Origin of the sequence: Niallia sp. Sow4_A1, assembly GCF_052116745.1 — a bacterium.
Classification (GTDB): domain Bacteria; phylum Bacillota; class Bacilli; order Bacillales; family Cytobacillaceae; genus Niallia; species Niallia hominis.
In genome coordinates, this window is the sequence record NZ_JBQKKM010000039.1 from 11982 (window position 1) to 33696 (window position 21715).

Consider the following 21715-nt stretch of genomic DNA (forward strand, 5'->3'; position numbering starts at 1 on the left):
CGAGCAATGGGAGTTACTGATTTGACGGAATACAATAAAGAAAAACTTCCATCAGTAGAGAATTTCATCCCCTCCACTGATGATATGTTAAACCATTCCGACATTACGAAAAAGTAATCTCCCGCCTATCTTTCTTGTATACATATTTGCAAGAGATTTCTTTTAGACATTCTCTCCCAAACTATTCTATTAAAACTGGTCTTCTATTCTATTATGTCCTATTCTTAAGATAAAAATTCCTGTGGATTCAATCCTAATTCTCGGCATATTTCTGTCACTACTTGTTTTTCTCTGTGATCAAAATGACCGTCTGCATAGCCAATAGCAATGCAATACCGTGCTACTAGTCTTGCAACCTCTGGCTTTGATCGCACTTTCCCTAACGCTCGAAAACACTCTGTCTGACCAATAATTTGATCGTATTCTATTTTGCGAACAAAGTGATTAAATTGCTGAACGACTTTATTTGTATCAAAAACACGCAATTCTTCACTTTGATGGATAAACTCCATCATTTTTCGTTCTTCTGAAGGATCTAATCTTCCATCTGCCATCCCTACTAATGCACATGCAGCCACAACAGCGTCTAAAACTTCCGGATTTTTATATCGCATGAAGAGGTCCTTTGCCCGTTGCTTCTGCTGTCTCCCCCATTCAGCATAATCTGTCTGAGATGGAGACCAATTATAACCACAACTATTGCAGCTAATTTTTAATTGGCCTTTTCCAATAAAGCCACCCAGTAGTCCAACTGGTCCTAAAATTAACCCGCCTATAGCCGCTTTTCCAATTCCAAATCCTTTTTCACCTGTACGGACATTCGTGCTATGGCACCTAATACACTGGAAATGGTCACTAGAATGATGATTATGCTGAGAAGCTTGTCCATACATTTGCGGATTATTTGAATAAGCCGAATGACCGGTTGGCTGGTATGCCTCTCTATTAGAAGTGGGATACGTTTGTGTTTCAAACGACTGGAAAGGAGGTCTATTTGGTTCTTGATAGCCTTGTTGAATAGATGGAACAGGTGCTGTTGGTTCATCATCAACAGTTACCCCAAAATTGCGGCATAATGCAGCTAAACCACCTTGAAAGCCACTGCCAACAGCATTAAACTTCCATTCTCCATTATGGCGATATAGCTCTGCTGCGACTATTGCCGTTTCAATTGTATAGTCTCTTCCAAGATTAAAACGAAGAAGTTCTACTTGCTCTTCCTCATTATATACTCTGACATAGGCATTAGATATTTGTCCAAAATTTTGTCCTTTTTCATAAGCATCATGGATGGTAATGGTAAAAGCAATACGTTGAATACTGGATGGTACTTGAGATAAATTCACTCTAATTTGTTCATCGTCCAATCTACCATGACCCGTCCGGTTATCTCCACTGTATATTACAGATCCATTAGGACCAGATGGATTATTGTAAAAAATAAAATCATTATCGCTCCATACTTTATGATTTTCTCCCAACAAAAAAGCAGAAGCATCTAAATCATAGTTGGCACCCTGTTGATTGATATCCCAGCCTAAACCAATTACAACATTGCTTAATCCAGGATGAGCTTTTGTTAAATCTACCTTTTGACCTTTGCTTAGCATGACCCCCACAAAGAATCTCTCCTTTTACATTCATATTCTTCCAACCATGTATTACCTATTATTTTACAGCATTATCTAGGCATTTGTACGGATATTCATTTACATTTGTATTACAACTATACCTATTACGATACAGCACATCAAAAAGTTTCTAGTTTTCACCATTTTCTCTTTCCATTCCTTTCTATATTCACCTATTCCTCTAGCAAGCTGTAATGTTTTTTTGGTGATTGTCATAAAAAAGATAAAGAAGACATCTTTGTAATAGATTTGGTAGGTTCGTAACGGTTATTTAACCAAATATTACTGACCACTATTGTAGAATGGATAAGTAAAGGAGTTGTTACTTTTGTTATTTGGTTCACTTATATGCAAAATACGAAAATATCATAAATATAATTATTATTACAGTGGGATATGCATCACTTGTGGAGATGTAAGAAAAGAGTATGAGAGAAAACAAGAAGATACAGAAGCGGAACAAGTAGAGGAGAAAGATTCTACAGATCAATCAATTAACCAGTAATCATTTATTATATAAAAGTTTTCCAACTACTTCATTTTAATTATAAGGAGTCTAAAAACTTATTAGAGGAAAAAGAAGAGGCCGTTTAGATAGGCTTCTTCTTTTCTTTTGAAAAAAATAGTAGAGGAAAAGTTCTCGAAGAAATAGTGGCTGAAACGTAGATAGTATGGAATAGAATTCGTGATTCATAATATTTCCATATATATTTCTAGTCCTTGATGATGATGCTCATTCGTTTCTATAGGCAACTCATCATTTTTCAGCATATAAGAAAATCCTGTTAAAAGGATGAGTCCAAGACTTAAGGTAGCTGAAACGATTAAAAGATTGGAAGTGAATCTTCTTTTACTAGACTGATACTTCTTCACAATATGATAGATAACGAAACTACTTAGCAGAAAAATAGCATCTACCATAATTATTATTAAGACCGCATCTCCTTCATTCAGCATAACTCCTAACATTGCTCCCATTAAAGCCCCCATTAAACTGGCTGCCCCTGCTTCTATCATTGCAACTATTGTGCTTTTAATAAAAAGAAAAAGAATGAAGGAGAAACTTACAATGATGGAAAGAATTGTGGCCATTCCTAATTCATTGTGCATAATGGTACCAAATAAAACGCCGATGGCCACACTAGAAGACATACCATACAGCATAGGCAAGCATTTCGCTGTTATTTGATTTTCGGGTAGGTCTTGTATCTGTGAATAAATAAAGAAGCTAAAGCCAATAAGGATGAGTGCACTAAGAATCCAAAGCATATACTGCCTCCTCTATTCAGTTATTGATTTCCTTAACCTAAGGAATTACACATTGTATACCATATGACAATAGGGAATGATATATAACTAGTTCCAATAGATATGTTGATTAGGATGGGTGCGTTTAGAAGTATCTACCAAATCCCCCTAACTTTGCTACTACACCAATAACCACGAACCCAATTGTTGCAAATCAGCTTTATTCCTGGTTATAAACTGAATATTTGTTTTGCAGAATGTGATAGCTGTGCTGCTGTACTACCCATTACAGCTTCATTGAAAATAATTCGTGTCATTTTTTAAATTTTCAGCTTTTTTCACATAGAATCTTACCTAAACTTGAGGTATAATTATATAAACTATATCGTCTCACGATATATCGCAAGAAGATATAATAAAAAAGGGAAGTGATTTCTATTTCAGGACATAACACGAACCATGCATTATCAGAATCAACTTACTATATTCTACTCTCTCTTCTTGCTCCTCAACATGGTTATGGAATTATGCAGGATGTAAAAAAAATGAGTAATGGCCGTTTAACACTAGCTCCCGGCACACTTTATGGTGCCCTTAAAGCTCTCTTAGATAAAGGATGGATTGAATTTACGAATAATGATGTCTTGGAGAAAAGGAAGAAAGTATATATCCTGACTAACGAAGGCTATCAAGTAGTTCAATCTGAAATCGTCAGACTAAAGGAGTTGTATCAAAATGGATTAATAAGAATGGGGGACAACTAAATGATTAAAAAAGTAAAAAGAAGTGTATTTAAAGATTTCTTTATCAATATTAAAAAAGAAGAGGCTTGGATAAACAATATGTGTAAACAAGGCTATGCCCTACAAGAAATTACTGATGGATACTATGTTTTCGAAACAAGTACACCAAGTAAATATATATACCGTATTGAATTTCTTAAACAAGATGTTTTTCAAAAAGAAAAGGATGACTATTTAGCACTAATGAAGGAGTTTAGCGTGGATCAAGTTGCATCTATTAAAAGATGGCATTACTTTAGAAGAGATGCTTCCTTAGGTGAATTTAAAATCTATTCTGATATTGATTCCCAAATTGAACATTACCAAAGAATTAATTTCATCTGGTATATCATGGCTATTATCTTTATTTCTTCCGGGCTTTCTCAAGTCTTTCTCTTTAGAGACATCCATACTTTTGAAGTGATCCTAAATGCTGTTTTAGTTATAATAGGAATCTTCTTTCTTATTCTTGGATTTCCACTTACTAAAAAAATTTATGCATTAAAAAAGAGAAAAAAATTGTTTTAATGATTTTCTAAATCGCAAGGATTAGAGAGAGCGTCCATCCTGTTACAGCTTAAGTTTTCGATATATCAGCCAAAGCTATTGGGGTTTCAGCCAATCTTCTGCTTTATCAGCCAATACTGTTGGGGTTCCAGCCAATCTTCTGTTTATCAGCCAATACTGTTGGGGTTCCAGCCAATCTTCTATTTTATCAGCCAAACATACTAGGATATCAGCCAAACCAACCTGCATACCTAGACGCTTCTTCTCTAATTAATCTTTATAATCCCCCACTGCCTCCGCAATCGTCGTTTCACCAGAAACTATATCAAAAGCTTTATTAAACACGTTCGACTCCTGTAGTGAGGCAATTACCGTCTTTGCTACATCCTCTCGCGGAATCATCCCTCTTTCAAGATTCTCCCCAATCGTTACCTTTCCAGTTCCATCTTCATTCAAAAGGCCACCTGGACGAATAATCGTATACGTTAATCCGCTTTCCATGAGGATTCGATCTGCATAATGCTTTGCTACATAGTAGGGCTTAAGTTGTTCATTCCAGTTTTTTCGATTATGTGCTTGTAGTGCGCTAACCATTACAAATCGCTTGATTCCCATATTTTTTGATGCTTCGATCATTTTAACCGCACCATCAAGATCAATTAGCAACGTTTTATCATACCCGGTTTTCCCGCCTGAACCTGCAGTAAAAATGACTGCCTCACAGTCTCGAACAACACTCTCTAGCTGCTCAACCGTCTCCTCCAAATTGCCCATCACTGCCTCTACTCCGCTTTGTTCAAATGCTTTTAGCTGATCTTCTGTTCTGACTAATGCCCTAACAGAGTATACATGGCTCGCTTGTAATAACATTACTAACTGTTTGCCTATTTGCCCATTCGCTCCAACCACTAATACCTTCATTGTAAAAACTCCTTTCCGTTCCATCTTCTCCTACTATTATTTCATTTAAGAATATCTATTTCAAATAAGGCGCCTAACTAAAAAAGGCTTTCGCTCGACATAAGAACGAGCGAAAACCTTTATATATTTAATCAAAGTATCTTTCTATCTCCATTATTACTTCTTTTATCTCATTTACTATCCGATTTCGTTGTCTAATGAAAAAGGTACTGATAAACAGGAAATCTTCTTGTGTTGTATTGCTTCGATAGACGTCCTTCACTTTGGCTAAGCCAGGATAAGGCTGAAAAGGATACGTGTTATCATAATCATATCTACTGGAATAAGAGAACTTAAGTCTATTGAGTTTTCCACCAATCGATTTTAAAAGCTTATTATAGGAAGTTTTATCTGATTCTTCCTTTTCCAAAAGCTCTCCCGCCATTATCGAAACCCTTTCAAAGATTTGATGAATTTTAGTGAAATCGAAAGCTTCATCAGAATGATTGTCTAGATCTTTTATAATCTCCTTACTTTTTGCTAAAAAGCGAAGAAGGTTAATTGGCAAGATCGGTACATTCACCAAGTGATTCACTAGATCTATGTGCATCCCTGTATCTCTCTTCAATAAATCACAATCCACTTTATCAACGAGATCCTCTTCTGTATGCCACCACCAGTTCCCTCCTGGTGTTTGATATCTTTTTTCTTGATCGAGTGGTTCATACTTTAGCATTAGATGGATAGGAATATTCGTTCCCCAAAAGGATTGATCCGCTCCCCGAGGCAAATAATCTGTTCGAGATGGTTCCTTCTTTGTATAATCTCGAATAATATCGGTTAAAAGTTCTTCCTTTTCCATCGCTGTTGATCTTGGAACTACTTGAACATTTCCTTTTGTCCCTGGAAAATCAATATTAATATGTGCTACACACTTCTCATTGATTTCCTCCCAAAATTGATCACAATACCAGGCAGACCCTGCATATCTACCATTTGAATGTCCTGGCCACCAAGCTATTTTAATGCTTCGTTTACTTTGTTGAGTAGAAAATATCCGGGCCATCTCCAGCATCAAAGAATTGGCTGTTGCATTATCTGTTGCCCCTTTATGCCAGGAATCATAATGTCCAGATACCAAAATATACTCTTCTAGTTCCCCGCGAATAGTAGCAACTGGTAAACTAGTCTTTTTAACAGAATTTCTCACCTCTGTTTTCAATACGACTTCTACAGAATGCTCCTCTTTTATCCACTTAAGCAACTTGCTCCCATCTTCATGGTTTATGCCAACGACAGGAATTTTCGTCAGTTGGTCCACAGTTCCCATCGTAGGGGTACCCCAAATTGTTCCCACCGTTTCTTCATGAAGCGCCTTTTCCTTAGATGGCCATATATGAATAAGCCCTATTGCTCCTGCACTTTCTATTTTTTTCACATAATCCTCGTAATAGTTCCAGCTGATAATAATTTTGTCTTTCATCTTTTCATAACGCTCGACTGGTCCGCTTATCCCTGTTGAGTGTTCACTAAAGAAATCATATAGAAGATTTCCCTTTACCCCATTCGGAAGATTGGCACCAAATGATCTTGCTTTTGCGCGAATAGCCAGTTTCATAGGTGCTGTTACAAACACTGCCCCATGAATAGGATCACTAAAGTATCCATCGAATTGGTAACGATTATATGAAATATGATGCTGTTGCAAATTTCCCACTATATAATCTACCGCTCTTTCAGCTTCTTCCTCTCCTGTTAACCGTTCATATGCAGAAAGTTCCTTAACATGTTGATTTAAAAGTTCCTTATCCATTAATTCAATAAGCTGGGGGTTCATCATTACTCATCCTCTTCATCAATAGTGAATAATATCTGCGACGATGACAAAAACTCCGCCAATAACAAGCCATATCACCAATAATGGCCAGAAAAACTTTACCCATTCTTGATACTTTATTTTTGACACCGCTAAGCTTCCCATTAACATGGCAGAGGTAGGCAGGATACAATTAGATAACCCATCTCCTAGCTGATAGGCTAGAACAGCTGTTTGTCTAGTAACATCAATTAAATCAGCTAATGGAACCATAATCGGCATTGTTGTTGCAGCAAGTCCTGTTCCAGAAGTGATAAAGACATTCATAATCGTTTGAAAGAAGTACATGCCGAGAACCTGAATGTAACTTGGCAGATGGTCAACCATTATCGCTAATCCATTTACAACCGAATCAATAACATGTCCTTGCTCTAAAACAATAACGATTCCTTTTGCTAATCCGACAATAAAGGCACCAAAAGTGATATCTTTTGCCCCTGCCACAAATTCACTTGCAATTTTGCTAGGCCCATATTTAGATAGAAACCCTACTATAATACCTAACGCTAGAAAAAACGCAGCTAATTCTTGCATCCACCATCCCTTTTCTGAAACTCCCCAGATAAGGAAACCAAATCCTGCTAATATAGCAATGATTGTTAAATAGTGATTGACCTTCATGGATGATAATGAAGTCATATCGATATTTTTATGCCCTTCTTCTTTTTCAAGCTGGACAACAATACTTGATGATGGATTCTTTTTCACCTTTTTTGCATAACGTATAATATAAAAACTAGTAGCGATTAGCAGCACAACTAAAATAATCGCACGTAGCCACATTCCTGAAAACATTGGAATTTCAGCAATTGATTGGGCAATTCCAACATTAAAAGGATTTAGTAACCCTGCTGTAAAACCTGTCGCTGCACCTAACATAACCATGGCTGTCCCAGTTAACGCATCATATCCTAATGCTCTAGCAATCGTGATTCCAATAGGTACAAACGCCATTACCTCTGCTGACATCCCAATTGTAAAGCCACCGAATGAAAACAGGGTCAAGAAAATTGGAATAATAACTAGACCACGGTTCATAAAGGTTTTTCCAACTCTTCCAGCAACTGCTTCAATCGTTCCTGTAGAATTGATAATTTGGAAAACACCACCAACGATAAAGATAAAAAAGACTGTATCGCTTGCACTTACCAAACCTTGTACAACTGCTAGTGGCAGATTAAATAGACTAATAGGATTTTGTTCAACATGTTGGTAAGAATCCTGTACTACTACTGTATTTCCTGAGTTTGCATCTTCTACCCGTTCAAATTCTCCTGCCGGGAGTATGTAAGTAAGTACAGCTGCAAATAACACCATACATAAAATGATGACAAATGTATGTGGCATTCGAAGTTTCTTTCCCTTATTTGTTACTGGAGATGCCACATTGGACGCTAGCTTATTCGTTTTCAACCTATTCACCCTTTACTTTTTTATTCATCTATTATTTCACTTGCTGTTTGCTTCTTTTCCATTCCTCGAACTCACTGCGAATCGCTTTTAGGGATTGTTCGTTTGTGCATAGATCAAACGCTGTGAGCGCCAATGCTTTTGCAGCTTTATTTAGTCCTTTCATCCCTTCTTCTGAACCAGCAGCATCTACAAACTCTGGAGTGTGTGTATTGGCTGAATCCGTGATTTTAATATAAGGATGAATGGTTGCTGTCACTTGACCAACATTGCCAATATCAGAGGAACCGATTCCGCCTTTTTTAGGAGGATCACTTACTTCTTCATCCAAAAGCTCCAAATTGTCTTTGAATAAATGGGCAAGGGCATGATTATTGTTTCTTTCGGCATAGATAAGTCCCTCTTCAATCTCTAAAGCGGCCCCTACTGCCTCTGCAGAATATCGAGCAGCAGCATATACTTTTTCTCGAACTAATTCCAGCTGCTCTACGTTTTCCGCCCTTAGTAAAAATTCGGCTTCACAGTAAGCGGGCACTACATTTGTAGCCTCTCCACCTTTTGTGATAATCCCGTGAATTCTCACATCATCCTTAAAAAACTGACGCAAAGAGTTAACCGCAACAAATGTATGGATGACTGCATCCAATGCACTGATTCCTTGTTCAGGACTAGCAGCTGCATGGGCTGCCTTGCCATAATATTTAAATGTTGCATCTACACAAGCCAATCCTCCCCGCAAAACCATCGATTTCTTATGGGGATGACACATCATGGCAGCATCCACTTGATCAAAAACACCTTGTTCCACCATTATAATTTTTCCGCCACCTAGCTCTTCTGCCGGTGTTCCAAGAACAACGATTTTTCCTTTTAAATTTGGCATTGTCTCCTTTAGCGCTATTGCCGCACCTACAGCTGAGGTTCCGATAATATTGTGTCCACAGCCATGCCCTAATCCTGCCAACGCATCATATTCTGCAAGTAATGCAATCGTTGGACCACCAGGTGTCCCTTCCCAAGTCGCTCTAAATGACGTTTCTAATGTCGCAATCCCTTTTTCTATGACAAACCCCGCCTCTTCAAGTGGTTCTGTCAACCAGTTCATCGCTTGTTGTTCTTGAAAACTCACTTCTGGATTCTGATGAATCTTTAATGCTAATTCGCGTAATTGGTTATCCATCGCATCTACCTTATCGATAAGTGCTAGTTTTTCTCCGGCCTTCTCCAAATACATAAATATACAACCCCCGAAATATTCTGAACAATGATAATTATATTCACCATTGTAATACCCCTGTATAAATAAGTAAAATCAAGCTTTTTTTCGTTATTCATAAAATTTTTTTATGGATAACAGCTATTTTTGCATAAACAAAAATTTATAATTATACAAATATGACAAAAAAAAGAGAATCACATACTCATTCTCTTTCTACGAATTTTTCATATATCGAACAAACTCAGCTACTGTCGCGAGACTCATCGATTCTTCTCTATAATACATCCACGTTCTTCTTTTCATTTCCTGACCATTTTTAAAAATAAGCGGAGCATTATATAAATCGTCCGTCTGCTTTAAAAAAACACTAGGGATAATCGCATAACCAAGCCCTTTTTTCACCATTTCCTTACACGTTTCATAGCTATCCACTTGCATCGTTACTATAGGTGGTTCAATAAACCTTTGATTCCACCAATATTCAACGCTTTGCTCGAAAGGATTATATGGACTTGTCTTATACTTCAGAAGTACTTTAGGCTCTTTTCTATTAATCATCGGCATCTGAGGAAGCTTTTTTACATCAATCGGTTCGTTTGCAATAATACAGACATTCTCTTCGCTAAGTAGGTATTTCCCATCTGACCAGTTATAATCTCCTCTTACAATCGCCACATCAATTTGCCCATCTACTAGTAAATCCATCATTTCCGTACTAAATCCAGTATCTACATTCAATTCGACTTTCGGAAACATCTTTATATAATCCTTTAAAATCGACGGCAAATTGTACAAACCAAAGTGACTATTCACACCAATTTTCAAACTTCCAATCAGTTCATTTTCCAAATTTAGCAGAAATTCTTTCGTCTTGCGCAAATCGCTAAGAATTCTTTTTGCATACTCTACTAAATGTTCGCCAGCTGGTGTCAGTCTTATATTTTTCCCATTTTTAGAGAGGATTTCAACCTGAAATTCCTTTTCAAGTTGCCGTATGCGATAGGTCAAGGCAGGCTGTGTCATAAACAGATGTTCCGCTGCTTTCGTTATATTTTGCTCCTTCTGTAAATAGAGGAGCAACAAGCAATCCTTCTCATTCATTTCGTTTCCCCACCTGTTCTTAGATTATCTCCTATTTAAGCATAGAGGAATAATATTGACTAGACCTCTTTCTCCTCATTAAAATAAACTTGTTTTCCCATAACTCTATTTTCTTTCTTATAATAGAGAAACTAAATATGATAAAATGGATGAATGACTAAAAATGAGTGCATACATTTAGCTAACGCTTAATATAACATCCATCTTTTACTTATAGTAACTTAGGAGTGTACTTAGAATGAACAAAAAAGATATAGCAAACATTCGAAAACAATTCAAAATGAACAACGATCTACTTAGAATTACAGACATGTTTAATGTCTATGTCATGAAAGAATCGAGTGATATATTCCATTATCAAAGCCAACCATTCGGAATGCTTGACCAAGACCAACAAGAGTTATTTTTGCATAACTTTAAAAAATTACTTGCCGGCAATTTAGATGAAAAACTCTTTGAATTAAAGTTTCAAAGGGATGCAGAGAATAATAGCCAGCTTATTTTACATAAAGGATTACTTAGCTCTGAAGTAGAAGATTGGAAAGACCAAATGCTGCAGATGGTGGAAAAGATGCTTAATAGCAGACAATATGAAAAGGATATTGTCATTACATTCATTCGCGGAGAATATTTAAAGCCAAAGAAACGCCGCAATGCAGAGTCCGAAGAAAGTGAAAGAGATACGGTTTTCTCCCATCCTTTCATTTTATGCAGCATTAATAACACACAAGAGCCAAAAAAAGAATTGCTATTTGATTATGTAGAGAAAGAATTTAAATACAATATTGTTGTTGACCCCATTATTAATCTGAATGCACCCATGGGTGGATTTCTTTTCCCAAGCTTCACAGATAATGCGGCAGATGTTAATCATATTCTCTATGCTGCGGGCAAGATTCATGAACCGGATTATCAATTTATCGAAGAAGTGCTCAACGGCGAAGAAATGATGACTGCTCAAGATGATAAAATCGTGTTTGAAGAAATAATTAAGGACGTAACCGGAGATCAGCTAAGCACCTCTACTCTTTCCAATGTTTATGAAGAAATTTACCGGATGATTGTAGAAAATGAAGAAGAAGAAGTTCCAAAATTAGATTCCAAAGACGTCGAACAAGTCTTAAAAATGAGTGGCGTGGAGGATATTAATCCAGAAAAAGTTGAATTTGCTTTCAAAAAGATCATTGATGATGATAAGTACGAGTTAAAAGCAACTAATATCTTGCCAAAATTCACATCAAAGTCGATTAAAATCAGCACAAAAATTGCCAATATCGCAATAAGTCCACCAGACTTACGATATGTAAAACAAATCGAATTTAGCGGAAAAAGGTACTTGATGATCGAAGTCGAAGAAGACACCGTAATCGAAGGATTTACAATGATTCCCGAAGCTTTTGGCGGAAGTTCAGAAGAAGAATAAGATTCAAAGAGAGGTTGGGACAAAAGCATTTCAACCAACAACAAACACGAACTATAATGTAATTAATTTACAAAAAGTTCGTGTTTGTTTTTTAGAAAAAGGTTTAAAAACGAAGTGTAATGGAGCGGAAGACGCTCGACTCCTGCGGGAAATAGAGGAAAGACTGAGACCCCGCAGCGCATGCGAGGAGGCTCAGCTTCCTCCCCGCGGAAAGCGAGCATCTGTAGCGCAATGGAACGACTTAGTTTTTAAACTTAACTATATTAAAAAACATAGATAACCATCATGAGAAAGTAGCTTTATTTAAGAGCTAAATTAAAGATTGTTCGTCTTTAAAGACTAGTTATTTACTTATGTCCCAGCCTCAATATATCTTCCATACCAATTTTCAACTTACTGCTCTAGTCGCCACTAACACCTTTATTGACTAGGTTATTTACTTTTATGTTTTTCGCGAATAATCCTGTATAAATAAGAACAGTCCCCACCATCACAATAATGCCAATGTAGACAGACATCATCGTTGGAATTAAAAATGCCCCGATAATAATACTAGCTCTTGCAATTAAATCTGCTCCACTAAATGACAAGTTGGAAAAAGCAGAGTAAGATCCACGTTTATCGCTTGGAATCATATTCGCCTGCTCTGCATTTCGAATCGGTGAATAAATTAATTCGCCTATCGTTGCTATCAAATTAAATAAAACAAGCATATACCACGTGTTTGACGAAGTAACAGTCGCATATCCAATTCCATATAGAATAAGACCTGTTATTAAAGCATTCTTTTTATTCATCTTATCTGTGAACCGATTGATAATAAAAGTAAAACAAACTACAAGCAGCATATTTTCTATATTTAATATACTTAGCATTCGTACCCCAACAATTTCAAAGCTTCCAATACGAACTGCTTCAAAAGTTTCAGCAAGGCGAATCCCAATATAACTATTTAATGAAAATTCAGCTGCAAAAATAAAGGTGGAGCCTGCAACCACTTTTACAAAGGCTACATCTTTAAACGCCACTTTATAATTGCTAATTAAGTCAACCAAGACATTCTTGTGCTTTTTGTGTAACTGATTTGTGAACTTGTCCTGCAGCCAAATCCCATAGGCAATTGGAATCATTGTAGATGTACAAGTCAGCATGATGAATAATTCTTTCTGATGATTCAAATATAAAAGTCCTCCAATTGCTGCCCCAATAGCCATCGATAAATTCACTAGCCAGTAATCCAGTGTATAAACGGCCTTTCTATTTTCTGGTGTTGTGGAATCAATAATAATCGCATGCATTGCAGGTCTCCCTAGACTGCTTGTAATAATAAATCCAACATACGCCAAAGCAAACAAGACAATTACTTTATTGGTCGGAAATAGACTGATCGTCATGATTAAAAAGAAGAGTGCATTCAGCCAGGATGTTATCATTAAAACCTTTTTTCTGGGAAAGCGGTCAGAAATGTATCCTCCAACTAAATTAATCATAAATCCGATAACCACAGTACTAATCAAAAATAACCCCGCCCAAATTTTGTTTAATTCCTGTGCAAAGAATAAAGCCATAAATGGCATAACAGCTGATGAAACCGCCCGATTAAAGAAAGAGGTAATCATCCTAACTTTGATATTTCTCGGTAATTCCTTCCATTTCATGTTGTCTCCCCCTTGTTATTACTGTATATTAAACTAGACGAATAATTCTAAAAATAGACAATTAATAAAACAACGTCCCCTTTTAGGAGGAAAAAGGATGGATAACAAATTACTTACACTTTGGAGATATTATCCTTCAGGCAGTATTCGAATGGAGGAAATTTCTGAAACCTTGCAATTGAGCTCGAAACAAACAACACGTTATTTAAAAAAATGGATGGAGGAAGGCTGGCTATCCTTTACACCCGGACGAGGACGCGGAAACATTTCAACATTGGTATGGAAAAAAGAGGTGGAAAGTTCTTACGAAAAAGAGGTTTTAAAGCGAATTGATCTGGAACCAGTAGAACAAACAAGCAAATACTTAATGTATAATTGGTCCACAAACAGCAAAATGAGGTTAATGAATAAATTTCATACAAAACTTGGCTTTGTCCAAGAGTCGAATGATAAATTAATCGTACCAAAAAGATATCCATTCCATTCCACCCATCCACTTGAAGCTGGGGATGTCTTCAGTGCCCATTTAGTGGCAAACGTGTTTAATCGGCTTGTCACTCATACAGAAGAAGGGAAAGTATTACCTGAAATTGCCCATAGTTGGGATAGCACCACTTCTAAACTAAGACTCTATTTAAAAAAGGATATTAAATTTCATGACGGTTCCGTTTTGACAGCAAATGATGTGGCCGAATGCCTTGAAAAACTTCGGACACATGCTTATTACAAAGATTTATGGACACCTGTCAAAAGTATCGAAGTAAAGTCTCCACTTATACTGGATATTATCCATCCCAATGGATGCACCTATATCCTTCCTATGCTTAGTATGATGTGTGCAAGCATCTATAGAGAGACGAATGAAAAAATATTGGGCACCGGTTACTTCATCCTTCAACAAAACATCGATAAAAAAACAACTTTAACTGCTTTTCAAGATCATTTTCGAGAGAGGCCATTAATTGATGTAGTAGAATTCATTCAAGTTCCTGAGGATTTTAAAGGAATCTATCATTCTCCTATGGAAAAGGATACCTCTTCCTCCATCGAAGTAGAAAGCGACTCGGGGTTTGGTATCATCGTAATGAACTCCTGTAGAAATTCTGCTATTAGACAGAAGCGAGTAAGAGATTACCTCCATTGGATTATCGCTAAAAATCGTCACACAATTGGTGACCTAAGTTCAAGACTAATACCGAATGATAAGAGTATAATAGTCGGTCAAAATCAACAGCTGACTATTTCTGAAGTAGAACGGCCAACATTTTCTAAACCCATTGTGATAAGAGGTGCTAGACATACTGCTAATACCACACAATGGCTTGCAGAAATATTCGCAAAAGAAAAAATCCCTATAGATATTCAATGGTTTTCCTTTGCTGATATATTAACAAAGCATCCTAAGACATTAGATGTAGATCTTTTCGTACATGGAGAAGTTTTTGAATTCAATCAAGATTTTTCCTTTTACTATTTTTTAATGAATGGGTTTTCTCCTCTTTCCCAAATGATAGCAAACAATGGAACACTTACAAACTTAATGGGAAAATATAAGGATACACCATTTGAACAATGGACAGCTTTAAACCTAGAAATCGAAAAAAAATTGATTAATCAATCGATTATGATTCCACTTTATTATCAAAAGCGATATATTCCATTTTCAACCGATATAAGCAATATTAAAATTAGCCATTTTGGCTATGTAGATTTTTCAAAAGTATGGGTTCGGCCGAAAGAATGAGTGGTATAGGAAAGACACAATCTCAGGATTTTTTTAATGAAATGCATTATTAACTTAGTAAAACAGCACATAGAGTTCCAGAAGATATGGCAATATAAAAAGATACACTGCTGGACTCTATGGAAAGGAACTAAACAGATGAAGATTCGCTTTGGCTATGTGGCAAATGCATTAGGATTATGGGATGCAAGTCCTTCAAAGGCTTTAACCTTCTCTCGATATTCAGCCCTTCCTAAACAGGAAGCCACAGAAAAGCTACTTGCTGTTACGGCTCAAAATTTAAAAAATACGAAAAGAATTCTCTACTATAATGCCGCCAATGAGATTTCATTGTATCGGTTATCCAGTTCGTTAGTGCCATTAGCAACTCATCCAGAGTTAGAATGGGATTTCATTACTCCCTTTAAAGAGCAATGGAGAGAACTTGGCCAATTAATTAGACAATTTAAACTTCGGGTTAGTTTTCATCCCAATCAATTTACACTTTTTACTAGCCCTAGAGAAGAAGTAACCATAAATGCTGTAAAGGATATGGAATTTCATTATAAAATGCTAAAAGCCATGGATGTACTCGATACTAGTATCATTAATATTCATATTGGTGGGGCATATGGAGATAAAAATACTTCTTTACGTCGATTTCATCAGAATATAAAACAATTGCCTGTAGAAATCAAAAATCAAATGACGCTTGAAAATGACGATAAAACGTATAACGTGAAAGAAACACTGATAACTTGTGAACAAGAAAACATTCCGATGATTCTTGATTATCATCATCATATGGCAAATAACGAGGATATAGATTTATCTCTTTATTTAGAAAGAATTTTTAACACATGGAATAACAAAAAAATGGTCCCTAAAGTACATATTTCTTCACCAAAATCGATCCAAGCCTTTCGTTCTCATGCTGACTTTGTTTCCATTGACTTTGTACTCCCCTTTTTAAAAATGGCAAAAAATCTTAAACAGGATTTTGACATTATGATAGAAGCAAAACAAAAAAACCTTGCCATGTTGAAGCTGATTGAGGACATCGCATCTATTAGAGGAGTAAAACAGACTTCTGGTGGAACGATAGAATGGTAGGAATGACTTTTGAATTATATATTAAGAGGTGACATCTATTGACCATTGTCCGACTTGGATACGTTGCGATGAGCATGATTGTAAAAAATTCATCCCCATCAAAAACAATGACATATACTCAATTTCAGAAAATCGAGGATCGGGAAGCAGCACTCCGTAAGTTAGAACGGATTGCCTTACAAAACCTCCAGAATACCCTTCGCCTCTTAAGGCACACTGCAGCTTCCGATATACATTTTTATCGTTTAACTTCAAGGCTTATTCCGTTGGCAAACCATGAGGAACTTCTTGATTGGGATTATATGAAACCACTAAAGGAACCTTTAGGAGAATTGGGGGCATTTGCAAGAAAACACAAAATGAGAATCGATTTTCATCCTGATCACTTTGTTCTCCTTAATTCGCCTCAGAAGCATATTTTGAAAAACTCGATTAAAACGTTAAAATTGCACTATTTATTATTAAAAGGGATGGGCATAGATACAATGCATCGATGTGTCATGCATGTTGGAGGAAATTACAAGGACACAGAAGAGTCTTTAGAACGCTTTATAGAAAATTGGATGCTTGTCCCAAGATCACTTCAAACCATGATTATGCTTGAAAATGATGATACCTCCTTCACTTTTGAGAATACACTTTACTTATGTGAAAAATTAGGAATTCCGCTTGTATTTGATTATCACCACCATCTTGCTCACCATTCTAATAATCCCCATTGGGAAAGTAACTGGGACCGGGTCATCCAAACATGGAGAGATTCTTCTCTCCCCATTAAAATGCATATTTCGAGCCCAAAAAGTGATAAACTTTTTCGGCATCATGCCGATTATATCGATATAAATATGTTCTTCGATTTTCTAAAAAAGATTAACGGAAGTATAAGCCAAATCGACTGTATGATTGAAGCAAAAAAGAAAGATAAGGCACTTTTTAAACTTATGAAAGAAGTTAAATTACGAGGGGACGTGGAGATTATTGATGGCTCTTCTTTCCGTCTAAAGTAAAAGGAAAGAAGAGTCTGTTGAGTGATTCATTCATTTTCTAATGATAACTCTTGGGGCGGTTCACCGTGCATATTTAAAATCCGAACCACTTCAGGAGTTATTTGGAGATATACATAGTTTGGATCTTCAGGCCCTTCAAACCATTCTTGAAAAGAGTCATCCCAAAACTGTTTTTTCAATGTTTCTGTATTGTTAATAGCAGACTTCCCTGTTATTTCAATATACGTATCACTTTGCCCCTTTTCTTCATATCCTAACAATACAGCAACGTAAGGATTTTTTTCGATTTCCTCTATCTTTTCTGTATCCATTTGAGTTGGTGTATATAATGTTAAATCATCATTGTAATATGTCATATATCGTGAGTGGGGTTTATTATTTTCAACAGATGAAAGTATTCCTGTCCTATGACCTGAGATAATTTTAATAGCCTGATTTTTAATGTCTTGATTTGTCATAATCTGTTCTGCTCCTATTTATTGTTAATTTTCTACTTTTATTAGTGTTCTAATTGATTGAATTCCTGCATGCATTCTTGAACCAATGTAACCCCTTGACTCATAGTTGCTCCGCCTCCAAATGCAGCAGTTACACCCACAGCTTCTAAGATTTCCTGTTCGGAACAGCCTTGATCCAAACATCCCTTTGTATGATAAATAATACAGTACTCATCCTGTGCGTGAAGGCTGATTCCTAAAGCAATTAATTGCTTTTGTTTTTGAGATAAAGCTCCTTCTCCAAAACATGCTTCTGTAAAAGCATTAAATCTACTTGCAAATTCAGGCATCTTCCCAGTAAAATCACCAAGCCCTTTTTTATACGTTAACAGTGTAGTTTCGATTGAATTTCTAGCATCCATTTCTTAAACGCTCCTTTTTATCATTGTGTATATCAGCATTATTATGAGCAAAAATAGAACGATTTAATAAGCGGATTTCATTTCCCGCCACTTCCAAAAAAAGTAATACATACTTAAAGAATCCAATGTAAAAAATCTTAATAGATTGAATGTAGAAAGTGAGTGAATGACACTGTATAACGAAAACCAAACCTTTCAAGCCGGAGATATCGTCTATGTATTTTACAGAAACCCACATACCCAAGATGTAGCTAATATTCAAGCTGCAGCTATAGTTAAAAATCCTGACGATTCCAATCAATTATCTTTATTTTTATACGAAAATTACTATCCTCTATCTAACGAGGTTGCTGTATATACTACAGAAGAAGAAGCTCAGCAAGCTTACAATTACTATTATGGAGATGTTTCGGAAGGGAGATTGGAATGATTAAACCATTTACACCGAAGCTAGTTTATTTTGAACCAGATGCACTAAACTATCCATTAGGGAAAGAGCTACTTGAAAAGTTTGAGAAAATGGATGTAGAAATCCGGCACACAACTTCCCATAATCAAGTTAGAAACCTTCCTGGAGACAATGATTTTCAGCGTTACCGGGTAGCAAAATCAACCCTTGTCGTCGGCATTCGGAAGACGCTCAAATTCGATACCTCGAAGCCTTCTGCTGAATATGCCATTCCTTTTGCAACCGGCTGTATGGGACATTGTCACTATTGCTATTTGCAAACAACGATGGGAAGTAAGCCTTACATCCGTACCTATGTAAATGTTGATGAAATTTTAGAAGCTGCCGATCATTACATGCAGGAGCGCGCTCCTGAATTTACTCGATTTGAAGCATCTTGTACATCCGATATTGTCGGTATTGATCATTTAACCCATACCCTTAAACGTGCGATTGAACATTTCGGAGAATCGGATTACGGAAAACTGAGGTTTGTAACAAAGTTTCATCATGTTGATCACTTACTCGATGCCAAGCATAATGGAAAAACCCGCTTTCGTTTTAGTGTAAATGCTGATTATGTCATCAAGCATTTTGAGCCTGGAACCTCTCCTCTAGCAAAAAGAATCGAAGCTGCTGGAAAAGTCGCAAGAGCTGGATATCCCCTTGGATTTATTGTCGCTCCAATTTATCTCCATGAAGGATGGGAAGAAGGATATCTTCACATGTTCGAACGACTGGATGCTGAGTTGCCGGCCGAAGCAAAAAAGGATTTAACATTCGAATTTATCCAGCACCGTTTTACAAAACCAGCCAAAAGAGTCATACAAAAAAATTATCCGATGACAAAATTAGAGCTAGATGAGGAAAAACGAAGATATAAATGGGGAAAATATGGGATTGGGAAATATATTTATCAAAAAGAAGAAGAAGAAGATATTAAAAATCATCTTCATTCCTATATGAAAAAATTCTTTCCAGATGCTAAGTTAGAATATTTCACGTAACTAGTGGATACGGAAATGGTTACTTGATATAAAGATGTTTAAATAGCCACTTCACTTTAAAAAATAGCGGCAGCTTTCTAAATATTTTATTCAAAACCAAGCGATTCTTTTTAAATGGCTGTTTTCTAAAAGAGTGTTTCTTTTTCAATAGAAAAAACAAAATTAATTAGAAATACTGAGCTTTTGACTCCTTATGGTAAGCAAAGTGGATTCATCATAACAAACTTTACGAAAACAGCCTTTTAAATAGATTACTTTTTCTTATTCCATCTCATTCATCTTCTTCATCCTCTTCCAGCCAATCTAAAGAATAATAAATAGCACAAATATCATCATGATATCCCCATCCAATTCCATCTGTGTCACCGACAATCGAATAAAGACGATCTTTAAAAATGTTGTAAAATCCCTCGCTCTTATTGCATTCATTCACTACTTTGTTATACATGGAAACCATACTATTATAGAATTTTTCCTCTATATCACCATACGTATTGGTAAATTTTGTTCCAGTTTCAACAAAGTAAAGCATCAAATCTATTGTTTTACCCTCATCAGAGGAAAGTTTCTTAAAAGTTGAAATCGCATCTCTTGCTACTCCCAATCGCATTTTCGCAAAACCGCGCTCTGGGAAGAATTCATCCCTCACTATCTTTTTTGTTCTCTCATACAAGTCTTTAATGGCTTCTTCTCCTATAAACTTATTGGACAAATACTGCTGAACATCTTTATTAATTTTATACATCTCTGAAATTAACTGAATTAATTCATTTTGTTCCAACTGTTTTAGTTCTTTTTTTAGTTGATTTAGTTTTAATAATGCCATTTGTCCACCATTCCTTTACTATAAATTATTGCAAATGCTAATAGAATTTTCCAAAAGTATTCTACATAAAAAAGCTTTACTTTTATTTAAAGCAAAGCTTCACTAAAATGCAATTAAATTTTTCTATAAACAACACTATAATTTATCTAAATGCTAAGGAACCATATTACCAAACCATGCTAGAATCTGAGGATCTTCTATCTCCACACTCCCAATCGGAAACGGATTCCTTGATTCCGGTCCATGAAAATCACTTCCTCCAGAAATAAGAAGATTCCTATCTACTGCTAATCCTCTCCAATAGTCTTGGTCCTTCTTAGTATGTTTGGAGTGATACACTTCGATTCCATCCAAACCAGAATCGATTAAGTGATGAACATTAAAATCGTGCTTATACATTCCTGGATGAGCAAGAAAGGCAAGACCACCAGCCTCATGAATTAGCTTAATGGCATCCACTGCAGAAAAAGTTCCTCTTTCTTCAAAGCCTGGCTTCCCCTTTTTTAAAAGTTCTTCATACGCCTGTTTACTGTTGTGAAAGTATCCAGCTGCAACTAACTCATCTGCAATATGTGTTCTAACAAGAACTCCTTTTCCCACACGTGCAAGGCAATTTCCAAAAGAAATATTAAATCCTAGCGTCTTCAATTTTGCTACAATTCTTTTTCCCCATTGCAACCGATCCTCCACTCTCCAAAGGACATGTTCCTTTAAGCTTGGATGCTCTGGGTCAAAGTTGTAGCCTAAAATATGAAGTTCTCCTAAAGGACCATCTGTATTCAATTCAATCCCAGGAATAATTTTCAAGCTATTATTTCTATAGAATAGAGCCTCTTCATAACCCGCCAATACATCATGATCGGTAATCGAAATGATTTTTAGCCCCTTTTTTATACTATCTTCTACTATCTCTCGAGGATTCCAGGAACCATCTGAGTATTCAGAATGAATATGCAAATCAATCATCCTATTTCCTC

General features: G+C 36.2%; 22 protein-coding genes. 9 read left to right on the forward strand and 13 right to left on the reverse strand.

Features of this window, described 5'->3' with window-relative positions; translation table 11 throughout:
• Nucleotides 1-224 precede the first annotated feature (224 nt).
• The gene (locus ACTQ5K_RS18640) at nucleotides 225-1619 is read right to left on the reverse strand and encodes a TerD family protein (RefSeq protein ID WP_419181469.1); all 1395 of its coding nucleotides are present in this window, start codon (nucleotides 1617-1619) and stop codon (nucleotides 225-227) included.
• Between the two features lie 340 nt (nucleotides 1620-1959).
• Here ACTQ5K_RS18640 and ACTQ5K_RS18645 point away from each other — a divergent pair, with 340 nt between their 5' ends.
• Nucleotides 1960-2136: a hypothetical protein gene (locus tag ACTQ5K_RS18645; protein ID WP_160314258.1), complete on the forward strand. Its 177-nt coding sequence runs from the start codon at nucleotides 1960-1962 to the stop codon at nucleotides 2134-2136.
• 185 nt (nucleotides 2137-2321) lie between these two features.
• Here the strand turns inward: ACTQ5K_RS18645 and ACTQ5K_RS18650 are convergent, their stop codons facing one another.
• Complete coding sequence (locus ACTQ5K_RS18650; RefSeq protein ID WP_441131532.1) at nucleotides 2322-2900, reverse strand: hypothetical protein; 579 nt, start codon at nucleotides 2898-2900, stop codon at nucleotides 2322-2324.
• Nucleotides 2901-3307: 407 nt separating this feature from the next.
• Between ACTQ5K_RS18650 and ACTQ5K_RS18655 the strand changes: the two genes are divergently transcribed.
• Nucleotides 3308-3643: a PadR family transcriptional regulator gene (locus tag ACTQ5K_RS18655; RefSeq protein ID WP_202908300.1), complete on the forward strand. Its 336-nt coding sequence runs from the start codon at nucleotides 3308-3310 to the stop codon at nucleotides 3641-3643.
• Complete coding sequence (locus tag ACTQ5K_RS18660) at nucleotides 3644-4189, forward strand: DUF2812 domain-containing protein (RefSeq protein WP_441994195.1); 546 nt, start codon at nucleotides 3644-3646, stop codon at nucleotides 4187-4189.
• A 75-nt stretch (nucleotides 4190-4264) separates the two neighbouring features.
• On the opposite strand, the gene ACTQ5K_RS18665 is transcribed toward ACTQ5K_RS18660, so the two are convergent.
• The 6 genes from ACTQ5K_RS18665 to ACTQ5K_RS18690 all read right to left on the reverse strand — a co-directional run bounded on the left by ACTQ5K_RS18665 (nucleotide 4265) and on the right by ACTQ5K_RS18690 (nucleotide 10674).
• Nucleotides 4265-4417 (reverse strand): hypothetical protein, encoded by a 153-nt coding sequence (locus ACTQ5K_RS18665; RefSeq protein WP_441131528.1) that lies wholly within the window; start codon nucleotides 4415-4417, stop codon nucleotides 4265-4267.
• A 21-nt stretch (nucleotides 4418-4438) separates the two neighbouring features.
• On the reverse strand, nucleotides 4439-5089 hold the full coding sequence (locus ACTQ5K_RS18670) for an SDR family oxidoreductase (protein WP_235251858.1): 651 nt from the start codon (nucleotides 5087-5089) through the stop codon (nucleotides 4439-4441).
• A 127-nt stretch (nucleotides 5090-5216) separates the two neighbouring features.
• On the reverse strand, nucleotides 5217-6908 hold the full coding sequence (locus ACTQ5K_RS18675; RefSeq protein WP_441131526.1) for a M28 family peptidase: 1692 nt from the start codon (nucleotides 6906-6908) through the stop codon (nucleotides 5217-5219).
• Between the two features lie 15 nt (nucleotides 6909-6923).
• Nucleotides 6924-8357, reverse strand: coding sequence for a YfcC family protein (locus ACTQ5K_RS18680; protein ID WP_441994196.1), 1434 nt, complete (start codon nucleotides 8355-8357; stop codon nucleotides 6924-6926).
• Nucleotides 8358-8388: 31 nt separating this feature from the next.
• The gene (locus ACTQ5K_RS18685; protein ID WP_048718094.1) at nucleotides 8389-9588 is read right to left on the reverse strand and encodes a M20 family metallopeptidase; all 1200 of its coding nucleotides are present in this window, start codon (nucleotides 9586-9588) and stop codon (nucleotides 8389-8391) included.
• 198 nt (nucleotides 9589-9786) lie between these two features.
• Nucleotides 9787-10674, reverse strand: coding sequence for a LysR family transcriptional regulator (locus ACTQ5K_RS18690; protein WP_441994197.1), 888 nt, complete (start codon nucleotides 10672-10674; stop codon nucleotides 9787-9789).
• A gap of 238 nt (nucleotides 10675-10912) precedes the next feature.
• Here ACTQ5K_RS18690 and ACTQ5K_RS18695 point away from each other — a divergent pair, with 238 nt between their 5' ends.
• Complete coding sequence (locus ACTQ5K_RS18695) at nucleotides 10913-12097, forward strand: DUF4317 domain-containing protein (protein ID WP_441994198.1); 1185 nt, start codon at nucleotides 10913-10915, stop codon at nucleotides 12095-12097.
• A gap of 401 nt (nucleotides 12098-12498) precedes the next feature.
• Here ACTQ5K_RS18695 and ACTQ5K_RS18700 read toward each other — a convergent pair whose 3' ends face one another.
• Complete coding sequence (locus ACTQ5K_RS18700) at nucleotides 12499-13755, reverse strand: MDR family MFS transporter (protein WP_235251854.1); 1257 nt, start codon at nucleotides 13753-13755, stop codon at nucleotides 12499-12501.
• Between the two features lie 97 nt (nucleotides 13756-13852).
• Between ACTQ5K_RS18700 and ACTQ5K_RS18705 the strand changes: the two genes are divergently transcribed.
• The 3 genes from ACTQ5K_RS18705 to uvsE (ACTQ5K_RS18715) all read left to right on the forward strand — a co-directional run bounded on the left by ACTQ5K_RS18705 (nucleotide 13853) and on the right by uvsE (ACTQ5K_RS18715) (nucleotide 17598).
• Nucleotides 13853-15499 (forward strand): ABC transporter substrate-binding protein, encoded by a 1647-nt coding sequence (locus ACTQ5K_RS18705; RefSeq protein ID WP_031538974.1) that lies wholly within the window; start codon nucleotides 13853-13855, stop codon nucleotides 15497-15499.
• Between the two features lie 138 nt (nucleotides 15500-15637).
• Nucleotides 15638-16591 (forward strand): UV DNA damage repair endonuclease UvsE, encoded by a 954-nt coding sequence (uvsE, locus tag ACTQ5K_RS18710; RefSeq protein ID WP_031538976.1) that lies wholly within the window; start codon nucleotides 15638-15640, stop codon nucleotides 16589-16591.
• A 38-nt stretch (nucleotides 16592-16629) separates the two neighbouring features.
• A complete protein-coding gene (gene uvsE, locus ACTQ5K_RS18715; RefSeq protein ID WP_048716405.1) occupies nucleotides 16630-17598 on the forward strand; it encodes a UV DNA damage repair endonuclease UvsE in 969 nt (322 codons plus the stop codon).
• 26 nt (nucleotides 17599-17624) lie between these two features.
• On the opposite strand, the gene ACTQ5K_RS18720 is transcribed toward uvsE (ACTQ5K_RS18715), so the two are convergent.
• Nucleotides 17625-18056: a pyridoxamine 5'-phosphate oxidase family protein gene (locus ACTQ5K_RS18720; protein ID WP_031538978.1), complete on the reverse strand. Its 432-nt coding sequence runs from the start codon at nucleotides 18054-18056 to the stop codon at nucleotides 17625-17627.
• Nucleotides 18057-18097: 41 nt separating this feature from the next.
• A complete protein-coding gene (locus ACTQ5K_RS18725; RefSeq protein WP_031538981.1) occupies nucleotides 18098-18457 on the reverse strand; it encodes a carboxymuconolactone decarboxylase family protein in 360 nt (119 codons plus the stop codon).
• A 166-nt stretch (nucleotides 18458-18623) separates the two neighbouring features.
• Between ACTQ5K_RS18725 and ACTQ5K_RS18730 the strand changes: the two genes are divergently transcribed.
• Nucleotides 18624-18887 (forward strand): transcriptional regulator SplA domain-containing protein, encoded by a 264-nt coding sequence (locus ACTQ5K_RS18730; protein ID WP_031538982.1) that lies wholly within the window; start codon nucleotides 18624-18626, stop codon nucleotides 18885-18887.
• Nucleotides 18884-19912, forward strand: coding sequence for a spore photoproduct lyase (gene splB, locus ACTQ5K_RS18735; RefSeq protein WP_031538983.1), 1029 nt, complete (start codon nucleotides 18884-18886; stop codon nucleotides 19910-19912). Before ACTQ5K_RS18730 ends, splB begins: the two co-directional genes overlap by 4 nt.
• 271 nt (nucleotides 19913-20183) lie before the next feature.
• Here splB and ACTQ5K_RS18740 read toward each other — a convergent pair whose 3' ends face one another.
• Complete coding sequence (locus ACTQ5K_RS18740) at nucleotides 20184-20738, reverse strand: DUF6155 family protein (RefSeq protein WP_031538984.1); 555 nt, start codon at nucleotides 20736-20738, stop codon at nucleotides 20184-20186.
• A gap of 153 nt (nucleotides 20739-20891) precedes the next feature.
• Nucleotides 20892-21704: a PHP domain-containing protein gene (locus tag ACTQ5K_RS18745; RefSeq protein ID WP_031538985.1), complete on the reverse strand. Its 813-nt coding sequence runs from the start codon at nucleotides 21702-21704 to the stop codon at nucleotides 20892-20894.
• Nucleotides 21705-21715: the final 11 nt, after the last annotated feature.

What these genes read in the sequence shown, in the direction of transcription:
- ACTQ5K_RS18650 (WP_441131532.1), bottom strand. Translation starts at nt 2,900, where the DNA reads ATGCTTTGGATTCTTAGTGCACTCATCCTTATTGGCTTTAGCTTCTTT.
- ACTQ5K_RS18660 (WP_441994195.1), top strand. Translation starts at nt 3,644, where the DNA reads ATGATTAAAAAAGTAAAAAGAAGTGTATTTAAAGATTTCTTTATCAAT.
- ACTQ5K_RS18665 (WP_441131528.1), bottom strand. Translation starts at nt 4,417, where the DNA reads ATGCAGGTTGGTTTGGCTGATATCCTAGTATGTTTGGCTGATAAAATA.
- ACTQ5K_RS18670 (WP_235251858.1), bottom strand. Translation starts at nt 5,089, where the DNA reads ATGAAGGTATTAGTGGTTGGAGCGAATGGGCAAATAGGCAAACAGTTA.
- ACTQ5K_RS18675 (WP_441131526.1), bottom strand. Translation starts at nt 6,908, where the DNA reads ATGATGAACCCCCAGCTTATTGAATTAATGGATAAGGAACTTTTAAAT.
- ACTQ5K_RS18685 (WP_048718094.1), bottom strand. Translation starts at nt 9,588, where the DNA reads ATGTATTTGGAGAAGGCCGGAGAAAAACTAGCACTTATCGATAAGGTA.
- ACTQ5K_RS18690 (WP_441994197.1), bottom strand. Translation starts at nt 10,674, where the DNA reads ATGAATGAGAAGGATTGCTTGTTGCTCCTCTATTTACAGAAGGAGCAA.
- ACTQ5K_RS18695 (WP_441994198.1), top strand. Translation starts at nt 10,913, where the DNA reads ATGAACAAAAAAGATATAGCAAACATTCGAAAACAATTCAAAATGAAC.
- ACTQ5K_RS18700 (WP_235251854.1), bottom strand. Translation starts at nt 13,755, where the DNA reads ATGAAATGGAAGGAATTACCGAGAAATATCAAAGTTAGGATGATTACC.
- ACTQ5K_RS18705 (WP_031538974.1), top strand. Translation starts at nt 13,853, where the DNA reads ATGGATAACAAATTACTTACACTTTGGAGATATTATCCTTCAGGCAGT.
- uvsE (WP_031538976.1), top strand. Translation starts at nt 15,638, where the DNA reads ATGAAGATTCGCTTTGGCTATGTGGCAAATGCATTAGGATTATGGGAT.
- ACTQ5K_RS18720 (WP_031538978.1), bottom strand. Translation starts at nt 18,056, where the DNA reads ATGACAAATCAAGACATTAAAAATCAGGCTATTAAAATTATCTCAGGT.
- ACTQ5K_RS18725 (WP_031538981.1), bottom strand. Translation starts at nt 18,457, where the DNA reads ATGGATGCTAGAAATTCAATCGAAACTACACTGTTAACGTATAAAAAA.
- ACTQ5K_RS18730 (WP_031538982.1), top strand. Translation starts at nt 18,624, where the DNA reads ATGACACTGTATAACGAAAACCAAACCTTTCAAGCCGGAGATATCGTC.
- splB (WP_031538983.1), top strand. Translation starts at nt 18,884, where the DNA reads ATGATTAAACCATTTACACCGAAGCTAGTTTATTTTGAACCAGATGCA.
- ACTQ5K_RS18740 (WP_031538984.1), bottom strand. Translation starts at nt 20,738, where the DNA reads ATGGCATTATTAAAACTAAATCAACTAAAAAAAGAACTAAAACAGTTG.
- ACTQ5K_RS18745 (WP_031538985.1), bottom strand. Translation starts at nt 21,704, where the DNA reads ATGATTGATTTGCATATTCATTCTGAATACTCAGATGGTTCCTGGAAT.